The following is a 15,083-nucleotide window of genomic DNA, read 5'->3' as shown; positions in this document are numbered from 1 at the left end:
CGCCATGCCAGCGCCATGCGCCGTGTCATTGCGCAGCCCCCAATTGCGTGCTTGGCTTTCCCCATCGGCAACCGCCACGAGGACTGCCCCATGACCAGCCGCATCGACAAGCTGCGCGCCCAGATCCGCGCCGCCCAGAGCGAGCTTTTCGACGAGATCGAAGAGCGCCGCGCGCGCTTTCGCTACAGTTTCGCGGGCCGCCGCGTTCAGTTCGAGGGCGAGATCCGCGCCCGCCACCGGGCCGCGCGGGAAAACCTCGTCAGCTTTCTGTCGCGCGCCCGGCCGCTGGTGCTGCTGACCGCGCCGGTGATCTACGCGCTGATCCTGCCCTTCGTGCTGCTCGACCTGTTCGTCACCGTCTATCAGGCGGTTTGCTTTCCGGTTTACGGCATCCCGCGAGTCCGCCGGGCCGAGTACATCGTGATCGACCGCCACCAGTTGCAGTATCTCAACGCCTTGCAAAAGCTGAATTGCATCTATTGCGGCTATTGCAACGGGCTGATCGGCTATGTGCGCGAGATCGCCGCCCGGACCGAGGCCTATTGGTGCCCGATCAAGCATGCCCGCCGCATCGCAGACCCCCATGATCAGTACACGGGCTTTGCCGATTTCGGCGATGACAGCGGGTTTCAGGCCCATGTCGAAGCACAGCGCGCCGCACTGAAGGGGCGGGTCGATCAAACCTGACGTCGTCCGGCGGTGAATTTCATCTTGGGATCGCTCAGTTTGTCCGCCGGCCCCGCCCAGGCATAAGCCAGCAGGCAGGGCTCCTGATCGCCGATGGTGATGCGGTGCTCGTCGCCGGGGCGGTTCAGGATCAACGAACCCGGTGCATAGACGGCGGCGTTGTTTTCCGACCATGCCCCCGAGACCGAAATATAGCTTTCCTCGATCTCGGAATGACTGTGCTGCGGATAGGTGGTGCGCGGCGCGAACAGCACGAAGCCGAGGATCAGACGATCCCACGCGATCGGGCCGCGCGGCCCCAGGATCTCGCAATAGGCGTATTTCCGGGCCAGCGCCGGCGGCACCTTGTCATAGCCGTATTCCCATGTCAGCCGGTCGCGTTGTTCGCGCAATGCGCGCGCCATCCCCTGCATCGAGCCGCGCTCGCCGGTGTCCAGCGCCCGCGAGAAATGCGCCGTGACCGGCTTTTGGCTGATTGCGCGCGGGGTAATCGGCGGATTGGCCGCGATGATCCGCGACAACTCCTCGCGCACCTTCTTGCGGTGACTGCGGATCGCGGGGCTGCCCCCGGCCCGAGCCGTAGCGATAGAGCGTCTCGAACTCGCGCAACAGGTAGATCCAGTTGGGCTGATCGCTCAGACGGTCGGAGATCTGTGGCGTATCCATCGGCGCGAAACGGCCTGCGTCACAGGTTTTCGGGCTGCGCCATGCCCAGCACGTGATAGCCGCCATCGACCGCGATGATCTCGCCCGTGGTGCAGGCCCCGTAATCGGACGCCAGATAAACCGCGGTGCCGCCCACTGCCTCGAGCGTCGCGTTGGCGCGCAGCGGCGCGTTGGCCTCGGTTGTCTTGAAGGTCTTGCGTGCGCCGCCGATGGCGGCCCCCGCCAGCGTCTTCATCGGCCCCGGAGAGATCGCGTTGACGCGGATCTTCTGCGGCCCGAGGTCGTTGGCAAGATAGCGCACCGAGCTTTCGAGCGCCGCCTTGGCCACGCCCATCACGTTGTAGAACGGCGTCACCCGGTTCGACCCCTGGTAGGTCAGCGTGATCATCGACCCGCCCACGGGCATCAACTCCGAGGCGCGCTTGGCCACGTCGATGAAGGAATAACAGCTGATCGTCAGCGAATTGCGGAAATTCTCGCGCGTGGTGTTGATGAAGCGCCCCGTCAGTTCCGCCTTGTCGGAATATGCGATGGCATGGACCACGAAATCGAGGGTCCCCCATTCCGCCTTGATCCGGTCGAACGCGGCATCCATCGAGGCGTCGTCGGTCACGTCCACATCGACCAGCAGGCTTGCGCCGACGGACGCGGCCAGGGGCTCGACCCGCTTGCCGAACGCCTCGCCCTGATAGGAAAACGCCAATTCGGCCCCTTCGTCGGCCATCGCGCGGGCGATGCCCCAAGCGATCGAGCGCTCATTCGCGACGCCCATCACAAGGCCGCGCTTGCCCTTCATCAAATCGGTCATGTCACATCATCCGTCAAACCGCGAGAGCAGCATCGACCCGTTCGTGCCCCCGAAACCAAAGGAATTCGTCATCACGGTATCCAGCCCCGCGCCTTCGACCAGCGCGGTGGCGATCTCGGACGCATCCAGATCCGGATCCAGCGTTTCGACATTGATCGAGGGCGCGATGAAATCATGTTCCAGCATCAGCAGGCAGAACACCGCCTCCAGCGCGCCGGCCGCCCCCTGCGCATGGCCCGTCATCGACTTGGTCGAGGAAATCGGCGGCGTGGATCCTGCGCCAAAGACGCGGCGCACGGCCTCGACCTCGCCCACGTCACCGACCTTGGTCGAGGTGCCGTGCGCGTTGATGTAATCGACCTTGCGCCCCTCGGGCAGCGTTTGCAGGGCCAGCCGCATCGCGCGCTCCCCCCCCTCGCCCGAGGGCGCGACCATGTCATGCCCGTCCGAGGTGGCGGCAAAGCCGGTGACCTCGGCATAGATTTTCGCGCCGCGCGCCTGCGCGTGCTCCAGATCTTCCAGCACCAGCATCGCGCCGCCGCCCCCGATCACGAACCCGTCGCGATCGGCATCGAAGGCGCGGCTGGCGCGCTGCGGCGTGTCGTTGAATTTCGAGGACATCGCGCCCATCGCGTCGAACAGGCAGGACAGCGTCCAGTCCAGTTCCTCGGCGCCGCCGGCGAACATCACGTCCTGTTTGCCCATCATGATCTGCTCGGCCGCGTTGCCGATACAATGCAAGGACGTCGAACAGGCCGAGGTGATCGAATAGTTGATCCCCTTGATCTGGTAGGCCGTGGCGAGGTTGGCGGAAATCGTGCTGCTCATGCATTTGGGTACGGCAAAGGGGCCGATGCGCTTGGTCCCGCCCGATTTCAGCACCGTCTGGTGTGCGGCGAACATGGCGCTGGTCGACGGCCCGCCCGAGCCCGCGATCAGCCCGGTGCGCGGATTGACGATGTCGCCCTCGTCCAGACCCGCATCCGCGATGGCCTGCCCCATGGCGATATGGGCATAGGCCGCACCCGGCCCCATGAAGCGCAACGCGCGCTTGTCGATATGGTCCGACGGATCGATCTTGAGCGTGCCGGCAATCTGGCTGCGAAAGCCGTGCTCGGCCATCTCGGCACTGGCCTCGATGCCGGACCGGCCTGCCTTGAGGCTGTCCACCACCTCGGCGGCGGTATTTCCGATGGGCGAGACGATGCCCAATCCTGTGACGACGACGCGGCGCATGGGCGGGTTCCTCCGTTACCTCGGCGCGGTGTGTAGTGCAGTCCCGCCACGTAGCGCAACAGCGCTTTGCACGCGCGTGCGGTCCGGCGGAAACCGGCGCTCAGCTTTCGCTCAGCGCGACCTTCATGTCCTTGACCTGATAGATCACCTCGCCATCGGCCTCGACCCGGCCGTCGGCCACACCCATGGTCAGGCGGCGGGTCTGCACGGCCTTGGTGAAATCGACGGTATAGGTCAGCATCTTGCGGTCGGGGCGGCACCATGCCGGTCAGCTTGACCTCGCCGACGCCAAGCGCATAGCCCCGCCCCTGCCAGCCGCGCCAGCCCAGGTTGAAGCCGGTCAGCTGCCACAGACCGTCAAGCCCCAGGCAGCCGGGCATGATCGGGTTGCCCGGGAAATGGCAGTCGAAGAACCACAGCTCGGGCGTGATGTCGAACTCGGCCACCACGTGCCCCTTGCCATGGGCGCCGCCATCCTCGGAAATGTCGGTGATCCGGTCCATCATCAGCATGGGCGGCTCGGGCAATTGCGCGTTGCCGGGTCCGAACAGCTCGCCACGCGCGCATGCCAGTAGGTCGTCCTTGTCGAAACTCGTGGGATAGTTGGCCATGGCCCCCCGCCTGTCCTGTGCGTCCTGCCCGATCACCGCCGGGCGTCAAGATTTGCCTCGTCTATCACCCGCGCTTGAGCGGTGGCAAGGCCGCGCCCCCTGCGGCAGATTCGGTTTTGCAATTGAAACCAAGGGGGCAATACCCCTATATTGTTGTCGAATGATAAGCATGTGCAGGAAGGCGACGGTCGGATGACGCCCGCGATGACCCCCGAAGCGCTCGAGCGCGGAAAAACCTGGCTGCAGGACGGCAAGCTGCGGCCCACCCGTCAGCGCCTGACCCTGGCCGCCCTGCTGATCGGGGATGGCGAGAACCGCCACGTCACTGCCGAAAGCCTGCATGACGCCGCGCTGGCCTCGGGCGACAAGGTGTCGCTCGCCACGGTCTACAACACCCTGCGCGCCTTTTGCGACGCCGGCCTGATGCAAGAGGTCACCGTCGATGGCAGCCGCAGCTATTTCGACACCCGCATGGACGAGCATCCGCATTTCTTCATGGAAGATGCCGGCCGCCTGACCGACGCCCCCAAGGCGGGGATCGAGATCAAGACCCTGCCCGAGGTTCCCGAAGGCTACGAAGTGTCGAAGGTCGATGTGGTCATTCGCCTGCGCCGGGTCGACTGAGCCCCGGCCACCGGCCGAGGCAGAAAATCCCGGGATTTTCTGACAGGAAAAGCAGGCTTTTCCTGCACCGGCCCAGTGGTGGCGCTTTTGCCCTAGCCAAGCGCGGCACAAGCGGCTAACGCCCTGCCAACCCTGACATGACCAAAGGCCCCCGTTCATGGACCTGCGCAATATTGCGATCATCGCCCACGTCGACCATGGCAAGACCACGCTGGTGGACAACCTTCTGAAACAATCCGGCGCCTTCCGCGAGAACCAGGCCGTGGCCGAGCGCGCGATGGACAGCAATGACCTCGAACGCGAGCGCGGGATCACCATCCTGGCCAAGGCGACCAGCGTCGAATGGCACGGCACGCGCATCAACATCGTCGACACCCCCGGCCACGCCGATTTCGGCGGCGAGGTCGAGCGCATCCTGTCGATGGTGGATGGCGTCGTGTTGCTGGTGGATGCCGCCGAAGGGCCGATGCCGCAGACCAAGTTCGTCACCGCCAAGGCGCTGGCGCTTGGCCTGCGCCCCATCGTGGTGCTGAACAAGGTCGACAAGCCCGACGCCGAACCCGACCGCGCGCTGGACGAGGTGTTCGACCTCTTCGCCGCGCTTGACGCGAACGAGGATCAGCTCGATTTCCCGCATCTCTATGCCTCGGGGCGCGCCGGCTGGTGCGACCCGGATCTCGACGGCCCGCGCAAGGACCTGCACGCGCTGTTCAACCTGATCGTCAACCACGTCGCCCCGCCCCGGCAGCTCAAGCATGTGGACGAGGATTTCCGCATGCTGGCAACCACGCTCGGCGCGGACCCGTTCGTCGGCCGCCTTTTGACCGGTCGCGTTGAATCGGGCCGGCTGAAGGCCGGCGCGACGGTCCACGCCCTCAGCCGCCATGGCGAACAGATCGAACGCTTCCGCGTCTCCAAGATCCAGGCGTTCCGCGGCCTGTCGCTGCAGGAAATCGACGAGGCCGTCGCAGGCGATATCGTCACACTCTCGGGCATGGCCAAGGCCACCGTCTCGGACACGATCTGCGCGCTTGCGGTCGAAGACCCGATCCCCGCGCAGCCCATCGACCCGCCGACCATCTCGGTGACTTTCGGCATCAATGACAGCCCGCTGGCGGGCCGCGACGGCAAGAAGGTCCAGAGCCGCGTCATCCGCGAGCGCCTGATGAAAGAGGCGGAATCGAATGTCGCCATCAAGGTCACCGACACCCCCGGCGGCGAGGCGTTCGAGGTCGCGGGCCGCGGCGAATTGCAGATGGGCGTGCTGATCGAGAACATGCGCCGCGAGGGGTTCGAGCTGTCGATCTCGCGCCCGCAGGTCATCCTGCGCGAGGAAAACGGCCAGACGGTCGAGCCCGTCGAAGAGGTCACGATCGATGTCGATGACGACTATACCGGCGCGGTGATCGAGAAACTGACCGGCCCGCGCAAGGGCGAGTTGGTCGAGATGAAGCCCGCCGGCGCCGGCAAGACGCGCATCGTGGCGCTGGTCCCCTCGCGCGGGCTGATCGGCTATCATGGCGAGTTTCTGACCGACACGCGCGGCTCGGGCGTGCTGAACCGCGTGTTCCATTCCTGGGCCCCGCACAAGGGCGCGATCCCAGGCCGCCGCGCGGGCGTTCTGATCTCGATGGAAAACGGCACCTCGGTGGCCTATGCGCTGTTCAACCTCGAAGATCGCGGGCGGTTCTTCATCGGCGCGCAGGAGGATGTCTATCAGGGCATGATTCTGGGCGAGCACAGCCGCGAAAACGATCTCGAGGTGAACCCGCTCAAGGGCAAGAAGCTGACCAATGTCCGCGCCGCGGGCAAGGACGATGCCGTCACCCTGACCCCGCCGGTGCGCCTGTCGCTGGAAGAGGCCATCGCCTATATCGACGATGACGAACTGGTCGAGGTCACACCCAACGCCATCCGCCTGCGCAAGCGCTATCTCGACCCGCACGAGCGCAAGCGACAGGCCCGCGCCAGCGTCTGACCGCCGACGCGGGGCCCCGGCGATTGACCCGGTGCCCACACGCGCCCATGCTGCCCGGCATGACGCATCGCACAGCTCGACGTTCGGGACACTGGGCCGCGGCGCTCGCCATGGCGCTGCTGCCCACAGGCCCGGCCCCGGCCGAGCCCGTGGCCTGCCCCGACGGCCGGACATCGGTCGAGGGCGCGGGCGCGACCGCGCCGGTCATCTGCGACATCGTCGCGGCCGGCCGCCGCGAGATCGCCCAATGCGGCGGCCTCGACCTGTCGCGGCCCATCGAGATCGCGATCAACCCCGATCTCGGGCTGCACTGCGTCGGCCAATACCATTGCGGGGAAAACCGGATCGAGCTTCTGCCGCCCGATACCTATCTCGAGGGCACCGCCATGTCGGCCAACAGCGCATTCGCCACCATCGCGCCCGATGCCTATTTCGCAAGCATCATCCGCCATGAACTCGCCCATGCCGCAATGGATACGATGATGGACTGCCCGTTCGAGCATTGCCTCGTGGGCCAGGAATACGTCGCCTATACGCTGCAGATCGAATTCCTGCCCGGCCCCGAGCGGGACGCCTTCCTCGCCGGTCTGCCCGAGGTGACGCGCCCGGTCTCGCGGGACGAGCTGACCCCGATGACGCTCTTCATGGCGCCGGGCATCTTCGCCCAGAAGGCGTGGCTGCATTTCAGCGCCCGGCCGGACCCGTGCGGCTTTCTCGGGCAGGTCGCCCGCGGTACCGTCCTGCTGGACCAGGACAGGTTCTAGCCCATCCCCCGAACGGCGAAAGCTGCGGGGGGCACCCGCGGCTTTGTGGCTCTCGCATGGTCGGCGGCCGAAAGCTGCGCCTCAGCCTTTCTTGGACCCGCCGGCAAAGAGGTGATCCATGCTCAGCGACGGCTGATCGCACCCCGCCTCGCCCACGATCTTGGCGGGCACGCCGGCCACCGTGGTGCAGGCCGGCACCTCGGCCAGCACGACCGACCCGGCCGCGACACGGCTGCAATGGCCCACATGGATGTTGCCCAACACCTTGGCCCCGGCCCCGATCAACACGCCGTCGCCGATCTTGGGGTGGCGGTCTTCCTCTTCCTTGCCGGTCCCGCCCAGCGTCACCGAATGCAACATCGAGACATTGTCGCCCACCACCGCCGTCTCGCCGATGACGATGGAATGGGCGTGGTCGATCATGATCCCACGGCCGACCCGCGCGGCCGGGTGAATATCGACCGAGAACACCTCGGAAATGCGCATCTGCATGAAATAGGCCATGTCCGCGCGTCCCTCGCGCCACAGCCAATGGGCCACGCGATAGGCCTGCACGGCCTGGAATCCCTTGAAGAACAACAAGGGCTGGATATAGCGGTGGCAGGCCGGGTCGCGGTCGTTGACGGCGGTGATATCGGCGCGCGCCGCCTGCCCCAGCGACGGATCGGCGGCATGGGCGGCGTCCGCGATCTCGCGCAAGAGCTGTTCCGACATGTCGCCCGAGGCCAGTTTCTGCGCCATCCGGTAGGCCAGCGCATCCTCGAGGCTCGCATGATGCAGGATACAGGCATGCACCAACCCGCCCAAGAGCGGCTCGGCGGCGATGGCGGCCTCGGCCTCATCGGTGATCCGGCGCCAGACCGGGTCCAGTTCCGTGGGATGGCTGCGGGTGCGGGCCATGGCGCCCTCCTGTCCTCTGTCGCGCTCCCCTCCATATAGAGCATGCCCGCCCAAGGCCCAAGGCCGAAAGCCCCGCGCCAAGGGCATCCCCCTGGCATGACCCGTCATATCGGCGCGCCCACCCCATCTTTATCCTTCAAATATGCACCGTGCGGCACGCACGACAGCGCGGCAAGGGGCTCGATGCCCCTTGCCGCGCTTCGCCCGGGCGACGCCGAAGGCGGCGCAATCCCTCAGACCGGATCGGGCAGCGACAGGTTCGCGAAATGCGCTACCAGCCGCAGCGTCCCGCCCGCGAAATCGCCCCCTGTCGCGGTGATCTCCAGCGCGGTGGGCGACCAATAGACCTGCGGCGCGCCGGGGCCGTTCACCCAGGAGTTCACCGCCAGGCCCAGCCCCGAGCCGTAGCGCGCCGCATCGCCCGCCACACCAAGGCTCCAGGCCGTCGCCGTGCCGGTGATCTCCGCCACGACCCGCCCGTCACGCCAAAGGCGATGGCCCGCGCGGGAAAGGCGATCGGCGTGGTGACCGAGGCCCCCGGCGTCAGCGTCACCTCCATTTCGACCGCCCGCATCGCCAAAGCCGCGCCGCCGGGCGAGAGCGTCAGCGCCCCCATCCGCCAGCCCGCCCCGTCGAAGATCGCGGGCGCGCCCGCATCCAGCACCGTCGCGCGCCAGCCCCGCCGCGCGGGCGCAAACACCCAGCCGCCGCCCAGCGCGATGGCCACCGTCCCGGCCTGCCCGGCCCAGTCGTTCACCGCGCCTGCCGGCACGCCATAGCATGTCCCCTCGGGCGCCGAGGCGGGGGGCGTCGTCTCGCTGACCGAGGTTAGGACCAGCTGCGCCAGCCCGTCCAGACGGCCCAGCGCCTCGTTCACGGTCACGTGTTTCTGCGCCTGTGCGGGCGCCAGCATCGGAAGGCTCAGGTTGGGCGTGTCAGTCATCGATCTCGATCCTTGCAAACGGGCCCGGTCCGAACCGGTCGGAAACCTGGGCAACCTCGATGGAATAGGCGGGCGCGGTGCCATCGGCGGCGCGCATCGCGTCGGTATAGGTGAAGGCCGGGGTGGCCAGCGTCTCCTCGCGGCGCAGGCCGGTGGCGTCCAGGATCCGCAGCAGGTACATCTCGCTGGCCTCGCCCAGCGGCACGTCCAGCCCCTCCCAACTGTCGGCGTCGATGCGCGAGCGGCGGATCCACGTCACCGCGCGCGCGGCCCCGATGCGGCGACTACGCAAATGCGCGGGGCTGTAGGGGCGCAGGCCGATCCCCTGAAAGGCCAGCACCGTTTCGCTGTAGCTGGGGTCATCGACCGCGCGCCGCCCCGGCCCGACGCGCCAGTAGCGGGCCAGCCCACGCGCGGCGGCGGGCAGATCGACCTGCCCCACCGCCCCGTCGAGCAGCACGAAAAGGCTGCCCTCGGGCCAGATGGCGGGCATGGTCGCGTCACTGCCCTGTTGCCCGCGCAGGCGCAGGCCGATCTCCCACAGATCCGTGCCGACGAGCGTTGCGCCCTGAAACTGGATCACTTCCCAATCCGCCCCATCGCCCGAGCCGATCGCGGCCAGGTTGGCACCGTTCAGCACCGCCGCCGCCTCGGCCCCGGACGGCGCCCCCGTGGCGATGCGCAGCCTGAGCGGGCCGCCGCGATCCCACAGCCCCGGCGTGGCGGCGAAAAGCGGCGTCTCCAGCGTGCCGGCGACAGCGCCCTGTTCGACCAGACGGTTCAACTCGAACCCGTCCGGGCCCGGGGCGGCGTAGACGGCGGCCGTGCCGGGCCATGGATCGGCGGCCACGGCGATATGCGGGGCGTGGGCCACCTCGTCCCCGGTCAACAGCGGCAGATCGAGAAAGATCGCCGAGACCGGCAGGGGCGGCACGAATTGCGACTGCTGGATCGCCTCTTCGACCTCGTCCGAGGGCTCGGGCGTGGTGGGTTCGACGCGGACCGCCTCGATCTCGCGCGCGCCCCGCGCCTCGACCCGGTCGATGCGCCAGGTGCTGCCATCGGCCAGCGCAATCATATCGCCCGCGCCAAGGCCGCGGCGCGAGGGCGGCAGCGCCAGTTTCACCGCGTCGCGCGCCACGCGCGCCTCGGCCAGCCAGCGTTCGGCGATGGCCTGCCCCTCGGCCCCGGTCAGCGCCAGCGGCAGGCTGCTGTCATTGACCACATCCGCCCCGTCGCCGGGATGCACCGCCTCGGCGACACGGCCCTCGTAAGTCGCCTCGGCCTCTGTATAGCCCAGCCGCAGGCGACCCACCGTCTCGGCCTGGGGCGCGCGGATATGGGTGAACCCGCCCACCCCCTCACCGTCCAGCGCGGTGCAATCGCCCTCGATCACGGCGGCGGGGCGCGGCGCCACGGGCAGGAACACGACCCGGCCCTCGCGCTCGACCGCATGAAAGCCGTGTGCCAGCATCAAGGGCTGCAGACGGGCGCGCGCGCTTTCGGTTTCGCCCGACAGATGCCCGCGCACCAGCCCGCGCAGGCGCGAGACGTCATACTCGTCCGGGCGCAGGCCCGCCGCCTCGCAGATCTCGGCCACCACCAGATCCAGTGGTGCGGCATCCAGCCGCCCGGTCAGCCAATGGCCGCGCCGCCAGTTGGCCCCATCGGCCCAGCGCGCCCGATCATTGGGAAAGGCCGGCCAGGGCCGCGCATCCCAGGCCCAGGCATAGGCGTGGTCCATCTCCAGCATCGGGCCGCCATAAACCTCGGAGACGGGGTTGTTCGCCGGATCCTGCCAATGGGACATCACGGCGCGCAGGTATTGCGCCTGGATCAGGTCGTCGCGCCGCCCGTTCGAATGGCGCGGGATGGCGCTTTCGGCGCTTTTTTCGTCGAGGAACGCGTTGGGCTGGTTGGCGCCTTTGTCGATGGCCGCGCATCCGAATTCGGTAAAGCGGATGGGCTTGGATTGCGGCACCCAAGGGCTGGCCGCCGACTGCCGCACGCCGCCGCGCCGCTCGTGATGGGCCGAGGCCCACCACCCCAGCAGCGCCTTGTAGGCATAGACCCAATCCTCGCCCGCTGCGCCATCGACAATCGGCACCCGGCGCTGCGCGGCCCGAGCCTCGGGGGTGGGGTAAGTACCACGCGCCGCCCTCGCCGCCCTCGATATTGGCGCGCAGGTAATCGAGATCGTGGATCGCCTCCCAGTCTTGGGCATCGGTGTGATCGATCCCCTCGCGCCAATCGGCCGTGGGCATGTAATTGTCGATCCCGATGAAATCGATCTCGTCATCGGCCCAAAGCGGATCGAGATGGAAATACACATCCCCCGAGCCGTCCTGCGGGTGATAGCCGAAATATTCGCTCCAGTCGGCGGCATAGGTCAGCTGCGCATCGGGCAGCAGGGCGCGCACGTCGGCGGCCAGAGCGCGGTAGCGCGCCACCGCCGGAAAGCCTGCATCATCGCGCATCTGCGTCAGCCCGCGCATCTCGGAGCCGATGCAGAACGCCGCGACCCCGCCCGCCGCCGCGCAGAGCGCCGCGCAATGCAGGATGAAGCGCGAATAGGTCCATTCCTCGGGACCGTGATAGGCGACCTCACCGGCGCTGACGGTGAAATCTGCGGCCGTGACCGTGCCGAAAAACGCCGCCACCGCCGCCGCATTGGCCGGCGTGCCATCGGGGCTGTCGGGGTGCCCGGGCGCAAGATCGCCGGTGATCCGCCCGCGCCAGGGCAGTTTCGCCTGCTCGGTCCCGCCCCAGGGGTCGGGCAACCCGTTCCCCGCCAGGACCTCCATCAGCAGGAAGGGGTAGAACATCACCTGCTGCCCGCCCGCGTGGATGGCGGTGATCGCCTCGATCACGCTGTCATCGGCGGGCGTGCCGCCATAGACGGGGCGGTCGTCGGCATCGCGGGCGATTTCCTCGGCATCCTTGCGGGTCAGCCCGCCGACCGTCCAGCGGTGCTTTTTCGCCTTGCGGCCGCGATCCTCGACCTTGGGTTTTACCCGGCAGGACCCGGCGCGCAGATCGTCGCCGAACCACGAATAGATCAGCGACACCGCGCCCAGACTGGGCAGCGTGTCGCGCAGGGTCTCCAGCGACTGCGCGAAATCCGACAGCCCCCCCTCGGCCGAGACATTGGCCGCCCCGCCCGAGCCCAGCGCCCCGTCATAGGCGACCGCGCTGGTGGAGAGCGCATATTCGCCGGTGCCCGGCATCATCGCCACGGCGCGCAGCATCTCGGCGGCGGCGGGCAGATGCGGGGCCTGCGGCTGTGCGCGGCGCACCACCTCGAAGGAGAACTGCGGCACGCGGTTGCCATAGGCCGACAGGTCCAGATCCTCGAAGACGACATAGGCGATGCCGCGATAGGCCGGCACCTCGCCCGCGCCCTCGACCGCCTCGATCAGCGGGTCGGGTAGCTGATCCTCGCGGCCCGTATAGACGCGCATGGTCACGCTCTGGCGGTCGATCTCGACCCCGTCGGCCCAGATGCGGCCCACGCGCGCGATCTCGCCCTCGCACAGCGCGACGGCCAGGCTGACCGAATAGGCATAGGTCACCGTCTTGGGTTGCGGCGCGGCCCCCTTGCCGCCGCCCGATTTCTTGCGCGTCTCGACGAATTGCGTGGCCCAGATGACCTGACCGCCCAGGCGCATCCGCCCGAAGAGCCGCGCCACCGGCGCCCCCTCGCCCGCGCCGGTAAAGCGAAAGCGCTCGACACGGCCCTGTTCGATGGCCTCGGCGCCCGCGCCCATCAGGCGCTGGTCGATCACGCGCCCGACCGTGGCCCCGACCGCCCGCCCGATCACCGCGCCCGTCAGGCCGAAGATCGTGGCATTGGTCATGCCGCCAAGGGCCGCGCCCGCCGCGGAGAGGAGGATTGTCGCCATGTCTCAGATCCTTTCAGGAAAGGCAAAGCGCGCCACGACGCGCCGCGCCCAGGGGCCGGACAGGCGGCTTTCGACGACGCCCCGGCCCGAATAGGCGTGGATGAAGGTCTCGGCCCCGGTGGCCACCTCGCCCTGCACGCCCATGTGTTTCGCCACGCCGCCCGCCCGCATGCGGAACAGCAGCACGTCGCCCATCGCGGCCTGCGCCACGGGTTTTTCGCGCATGTGCCGGCGCGCGGCCTGCCACAGGCGTTCCTCGCGCGCGGCCTCGGACCAGTCGGGCGTATAGCCCGGCACCGCCTCGGGTAGTGCGCCGAACCGCTCGCGCCAGATCCCGAGGATCAGCCCAAGGCAATCCGTCCCCGCCCCCCGGCACGAAGCCTGGTGCAGATAGGGCGTGCCCAGCCAGCGCCGCGCGGCACTGACGATCTCGGGGCCGCTCATCTGAGCGACCCGCCGGTCTTTTGCGATTTGCGCGCCGGGTGGGCCGCCATCCAGTCATCGCCGGGAATATCGGGAAAGCCACGAAAATTCAGCAGGTTGGCGAATTTCAGCTTGCAGGTTTCCATGCGCTTGTCGCAGCCGGCGGTCAGCCGCACCGTCACACCCGGCCCCAAATCTGCGCGCAGGCTGTCCCACAGCTCGACCCGGCGGCGGCCCTGATCGTCCAGCCGGTCGCGCTTGATCGCGCCCGACAGGCCCGCGCCCGCGCCGTCCAGCACGTGCAACACGCCGCGTTCGAACCAGCGCGGCTCGAAAGGCAGCGCGCCGTCGAAAATGAAGACGCGGGCGTTTTCGACCGCAACCGGGGCCGCCTCGGTGGCATACCCGGGCGCGGAGAGGTCGAACCCACAGGCCGCATCCCCCAGAACGGCGGAACAGGCGCGCTGATAGACGCGCCCCTGCGGCCGGTTCAACACCTCGGCCAGGCCCCGCAGCTCGGCGGTAAAGGCCCCCTCGGCGCGGCTGATCTCGCCCAGGAAACCGCGGAATTGCAGCACCCGGTTTTCGGGGGCGTCCCATTGCACCATCCACGCCTCGATCCGCGCACCGTCGAAGCGGCCCGCCTTGATGTCGGCCTCGGTGATGGCGGCATCCGACAGGGCGCCCACGGCTTCGGTATTGTCGACCGACAGGCCCGTGGTCTGGCTGAGTGCCGCCGCCGACAGGCCGGTGCCCGCGCGAAAGGTCACCCCGTCGAAACTCAGGTCCCGGTCATGGTCGGTGAAGCCGTAGCGCGCACCATCGGTCCGGGTCAGCGTCCAGCAGCGCGCCACATTGGTCGCGCCGGTGGACAGATGGGCGTCCAGCCCCGCCGCCCCGCTCATAGCCGGATCTCCACCACCGGCACGCTCAGCGCCTCGCCCGCCTGGAACGAGGCGACGCTGGCCTGGATCGTGTCGGTGTCGAACCGCACCGGCACGTCGAACTCGAACCCCGCCGTCACCTCTTCGCCCGCCTCGGGCGCGTCGGCAAAGCTGATCTGCCCGGTGGCATGATCGACGGTGAAATGCACGCCCTGCACCAGTTCCTCGGCCGAAACGCCGGCCAGAACGGTGCCCTGAACCGGCTTGTCGATGGGGCGCACATAGGCGATCTCGCCCGAGGCATAGCGTTTCGACAGGGGAAAGGTCGTCGTTACCCCGTCGCCCGTGCCGATCCGCTGATCGCGAAAGGCGGGCGTTTCCGAGGGCAGGCAGGATTTGAAATCCGACCAGTCCTTCCACCGAAAGCCGTAAAGCTGCCCGCGCCGCGCCTCGAAAAACGCGATCAGCCGCGCGATATCATCGAGCGAGCGCATCGCCACGCCCGCATCATAGCGGCGGCGCGATTGCGCCCACGGCGTGTTGCGTTCCTCGAACCCGTTGGTCAGCGTCACCACCTCGGTGCGCCGCTCGGGCCCGCCGACCGAGCCGAAGCTCAGGGTGGCGGGAAAGCGAACCTCGTGAAATCCCATGTTTCTC

At 68.1% G+C, this 15,083-nt stretch carries 13 protein-coding genes and 2 pseudogenes; 4 read left to right on the top strand and 11 right to left on the bottom strand.

The genetic code is table 11. From position 1 onward, the window contains the following. Positions 1-90 precede the first annotated feature (90 nt). Positions 91-687: a hypothetical protein gene (locus tag ROSELON_RS11380; RefSeq protein WP_025312514.1), complete on the top strand. Its 597-nt coding sequence runs from the start codon at positions 91-93 to the stop codon at positions 685-687. On the opposite strand, the gene ROSELON_RS11375 is transcribed toward ROSELON_RS11380, so the two are convergent. From ROSELON_RS11375 to fabA, 4 genes and pseudogenes are all read right to left on the bottom strand, one after another. Then, positions 678-1,208 (bottom strand): dimethylsulfonioproprionate lyase family protein, encoded by a 531-nt coding sequence (locus ROSELON_RS11375; protein WP_245605338.1) that lies wholly within the window; start codon positions 1,206-1,208, stop codon positions 678-680. The two genes, ROSELON_RS11380 and ROSELON_RS11375, sit on opposite strands and share 10 nt — an antisense overlap. Before the next feature lie 164 nt (positions 1,209-1,372). Beyond that, complete coding sequence (locus tag ROSELON_RS11370) at positions 1,373-2,161, bottom strand: enoyl-ACP reductase FabI (protein WP_025312513.1); 789 nt, start codon at positions 2,159-2,161, stop codon at positions 1,373-1,375. Between the two features lie 6 nt (positions 2,162-2,167). Further along, positions 2,168-3,397 carry a beta-ketoacyl-ACP synthase II gene (locus ROSELON_RS11365; protein ID WP_025312512.1) on the bottom strand — a complete coding sequence of 410 codons (1,230 nt, stop codon included), beginning with the start codon at positions 3,395-3,397 and terminating at the stop codon, positions 2,168-2,170. Positions 3,398-3,497: 100 nt separating this feature from the next. Continuing rightward, a pseudogene (fabA, locus tag ROSELON_RS11360) lies at positions 3,498-4,008 on the bottom strand (bifunctional 3-hydroxydecanoyl-ACP dehydratase/trans-2-decenoyl-ACP isomerase). Between the two features lie 204 nt (positions 4,009-4,212). On the opposite strand from fabA, the gene irr reads away from it, so the two are divergent. The 3 genes from irr (at position 4,213) to ROSELON_RS11345 (ending at position 7,374) form a co-directional block, all read left to right on the top strand. After that, on the top strand, positions 4,213-4,632 hold the full coding sequence (gene irr / locus ROSELON_RS11355; protein WP_025312511.1) for a Fur family transcriptional regulator Irr: 420 nt from the start codon (positions 4,213-4,215) through the stop codon (positions 4,630-4,632). 157 nt (positions 4,633-4,789) lie between these two features. Next, positions 4,790-6,610, top strand: a complete 1,821-nt coding sequence (gene typA, locus ROSELON_RS11350; RefSeq protein WP_025312510.1) for a translational GTPase TypA — start codon at positions 4,790-4,792, stop codon at positions 6,608-6,610. 59 nt (positions 6,611-6,669) lie between these two features. Next, positions 6,670-7,374 (top strand): hypothetical protein, encoded by a 705-nt coding sequence (locus ROSELON_RS11345; protein WP_156945929.1) that lies wholly within the window; start codon positions 6,670-6,672, stop codon positions 7,372-7,374. A gap of 81 nt (positions 7,375-7,455) precedes the next feature. On the opposite strand, the gene cysE is transcribed toward ROSELON_RS11345, so the two are convergent. From cysE to ROSELON_RS11315, 7 genes and pseudogenes are all read right to left on the bottom strand, one after another. Further along, a complete protein-coding gene (cysE, locus tag ROSELON_RS11340; protein ID WP_025312508.1) occupies positions 7,456-8,274 on the bottom strand; it encodes a serine O-acetyltransferase in 819 nt (272 codons plus the stop codon). A gap of 233 nt (positions 8,275-8,507) precedes the next feature. Next, positions 8,508-8,702: a hypothetical protein gene (locus tag ROSELON_RS18450; RefSeq protein WP_198020754.1), complete on the bottom strand. Its 195-nt coding sequence runs from the start codon at positions 8,700-8,702 to the stop codon at positions 8,508-8,510. Then, positions 8,654-9,217: a DUF2793 domain-containing protein gene (locus tag ROSELON_RS11335; protein WP_198020753.1), complete on the bottom strand. Its 564-nt coding sequence runs from the start codon at positions 9,215-9,217 to the stop codon at positions 8,654-8,656. Before ROSELON_RS11335 ends, ROSELON_RS18450 begins: the two co-directional genes overlap by 49 nt. Beyond that, positions 9,210-13,119, bottom strand: a pseudogene (locus tag ROSELON_RS11330) (baseplate multidomain protein megatron). The gene ROSELON_RS11335 and the pseudogene ROSELON_RS11330 overlap by 8 nt, the downstream one beginning before the upstream one ends. Positions 13,120-13,122: 3 nt before the next feature. Next, positions 13,123-13,563 (bottom strand): NlpC/P60 family protein, encoded by a 441-nt coding sequence (locus ROSELON_RS11325; RefSeq protein ID WP_025312507.1) that lies wholly within the window; start codon positions 13,561-13,563, stop codon positions 13,123-13,125. Beyond that, a complete protein-coding gene (locus ROSELON_RS11320; RefSeq protein WP_025312506.1) occupies positions 13,560-14,447 on the bottom strand; it encodes a DUF2163 domain-containing protein in 888 nt (295 codons plus the stop codon). The genes ROSELON_RS11325 and ROSELON_RS11320 overlap by 4 nt, the downstream gene beginning before the upstream one ends. Next, positions 14,444-15,076 carry a DUF2460 domain-containing protein gene (locus ROSELON_RS11315; RefSeq protein ID WP_025312505.1) on the bottom strand — a complete coding sequence of 211 codons (633 nt, stop codon included), beginning with the start codon at positions 15,074-15,076 and terminating at the stop codon, positions 14,444-14,446. Before ROSELON_RS11315 ends, ROSELON_RS11320 begins: the two co-directional genes overlap by 4 nt. Positions 15,077-15,083: the final 7 nt, after the last annotated feature.

Source organism: Roseibacterium elongatum DSM 19469, assembly GCF_000590925.1.
In the GTDB taxonomy this organism is placed as follows: domain Bacteria; phylum Pseudomonadota; class Alphaproteobacteria; order Rhodobacterales; family Rhodobacteraceae; genus Roseibacterium; species Roseibacterium elongatum.
This window is presented reverse-complemented; position numbering and strand designations above follow the sequence as displayed.

Coding starts and splice junctions, on each gene's coding strand:
- ROSELON_RS11325 (WP_025312507.1), bottom strand. CDS start 13,563: ATGAGCGGCCCCGAGATCGTCAGTGCCGCGCGGCGCTGGCTGGGCACG.
- ROSELON_RS11345 (WP_156945929.1), top strand. CDS start 6,670: ATGACGCATCGCACAGCTCGACGTTCGGGACACTGGGCCGCGGCGCTC.
- typA (WP_025312510.1), top strand. CDS start 4,790: ATGGACCTGCGCAATATTGCGATCATCGCCCACGTCGACCATGGCAAG.
- ROSELON_RS11315 (WP_025312505.1), bottom strand. CDS start 15,076: ATGGGATTTCACGAGGTTCGCTTTCCCGCCACCCTGAGCTTCGGCTCG.
- ROSELON_RS11365 (WP_025312512.1), bottom strand. CDS start 3,397: ATGCGCCGCGTCGTCGTCACAGGATTGGGCATCGTCTCGCCCATCGGA.
- ROSELON_RS11335 (WP_198020753.1), bottom strand. CDS start 9,217: ATGACTGACACGCCCAACCTGAGCCTTCCGATGCTGGCGCCCGCACAG.
- irr (WP_025312511.1), top strand. CDS start 4,213: ATGACCCCCGAAGCGCTCGAGCGCGGAAAAACCTGGCTGCAGGACGGC.
- ROSELON_RS11370 (WP_025312513.1), bottom strand. CDS start 2,161: ATGACCGATTTGATGAAGGGCAAGCGCGGCCTTGTGATGGGCGTCGCG.
- ROSELON_RS11380 (WP_025312514.1), top strand. CDS start 91: ATGACCAGCCGCATCGACAAGCTGCGCGCCCAGATCCGCGCCGCCCAG.
- ROSELON_RS11320 (WP_025312506.1), bottom strand. CDS start 14,447: ATGAGCGGGGCGGCGGGGCTGGACGCCCATCTGTCCACCGGCGCGACC.
- cysE (WP_025312508.1), bottom strand. CDS start 8,274: ATGGCCCGCACCCGCAGCCATCCCACGGAACTGGACCCGGTCTGGCGC.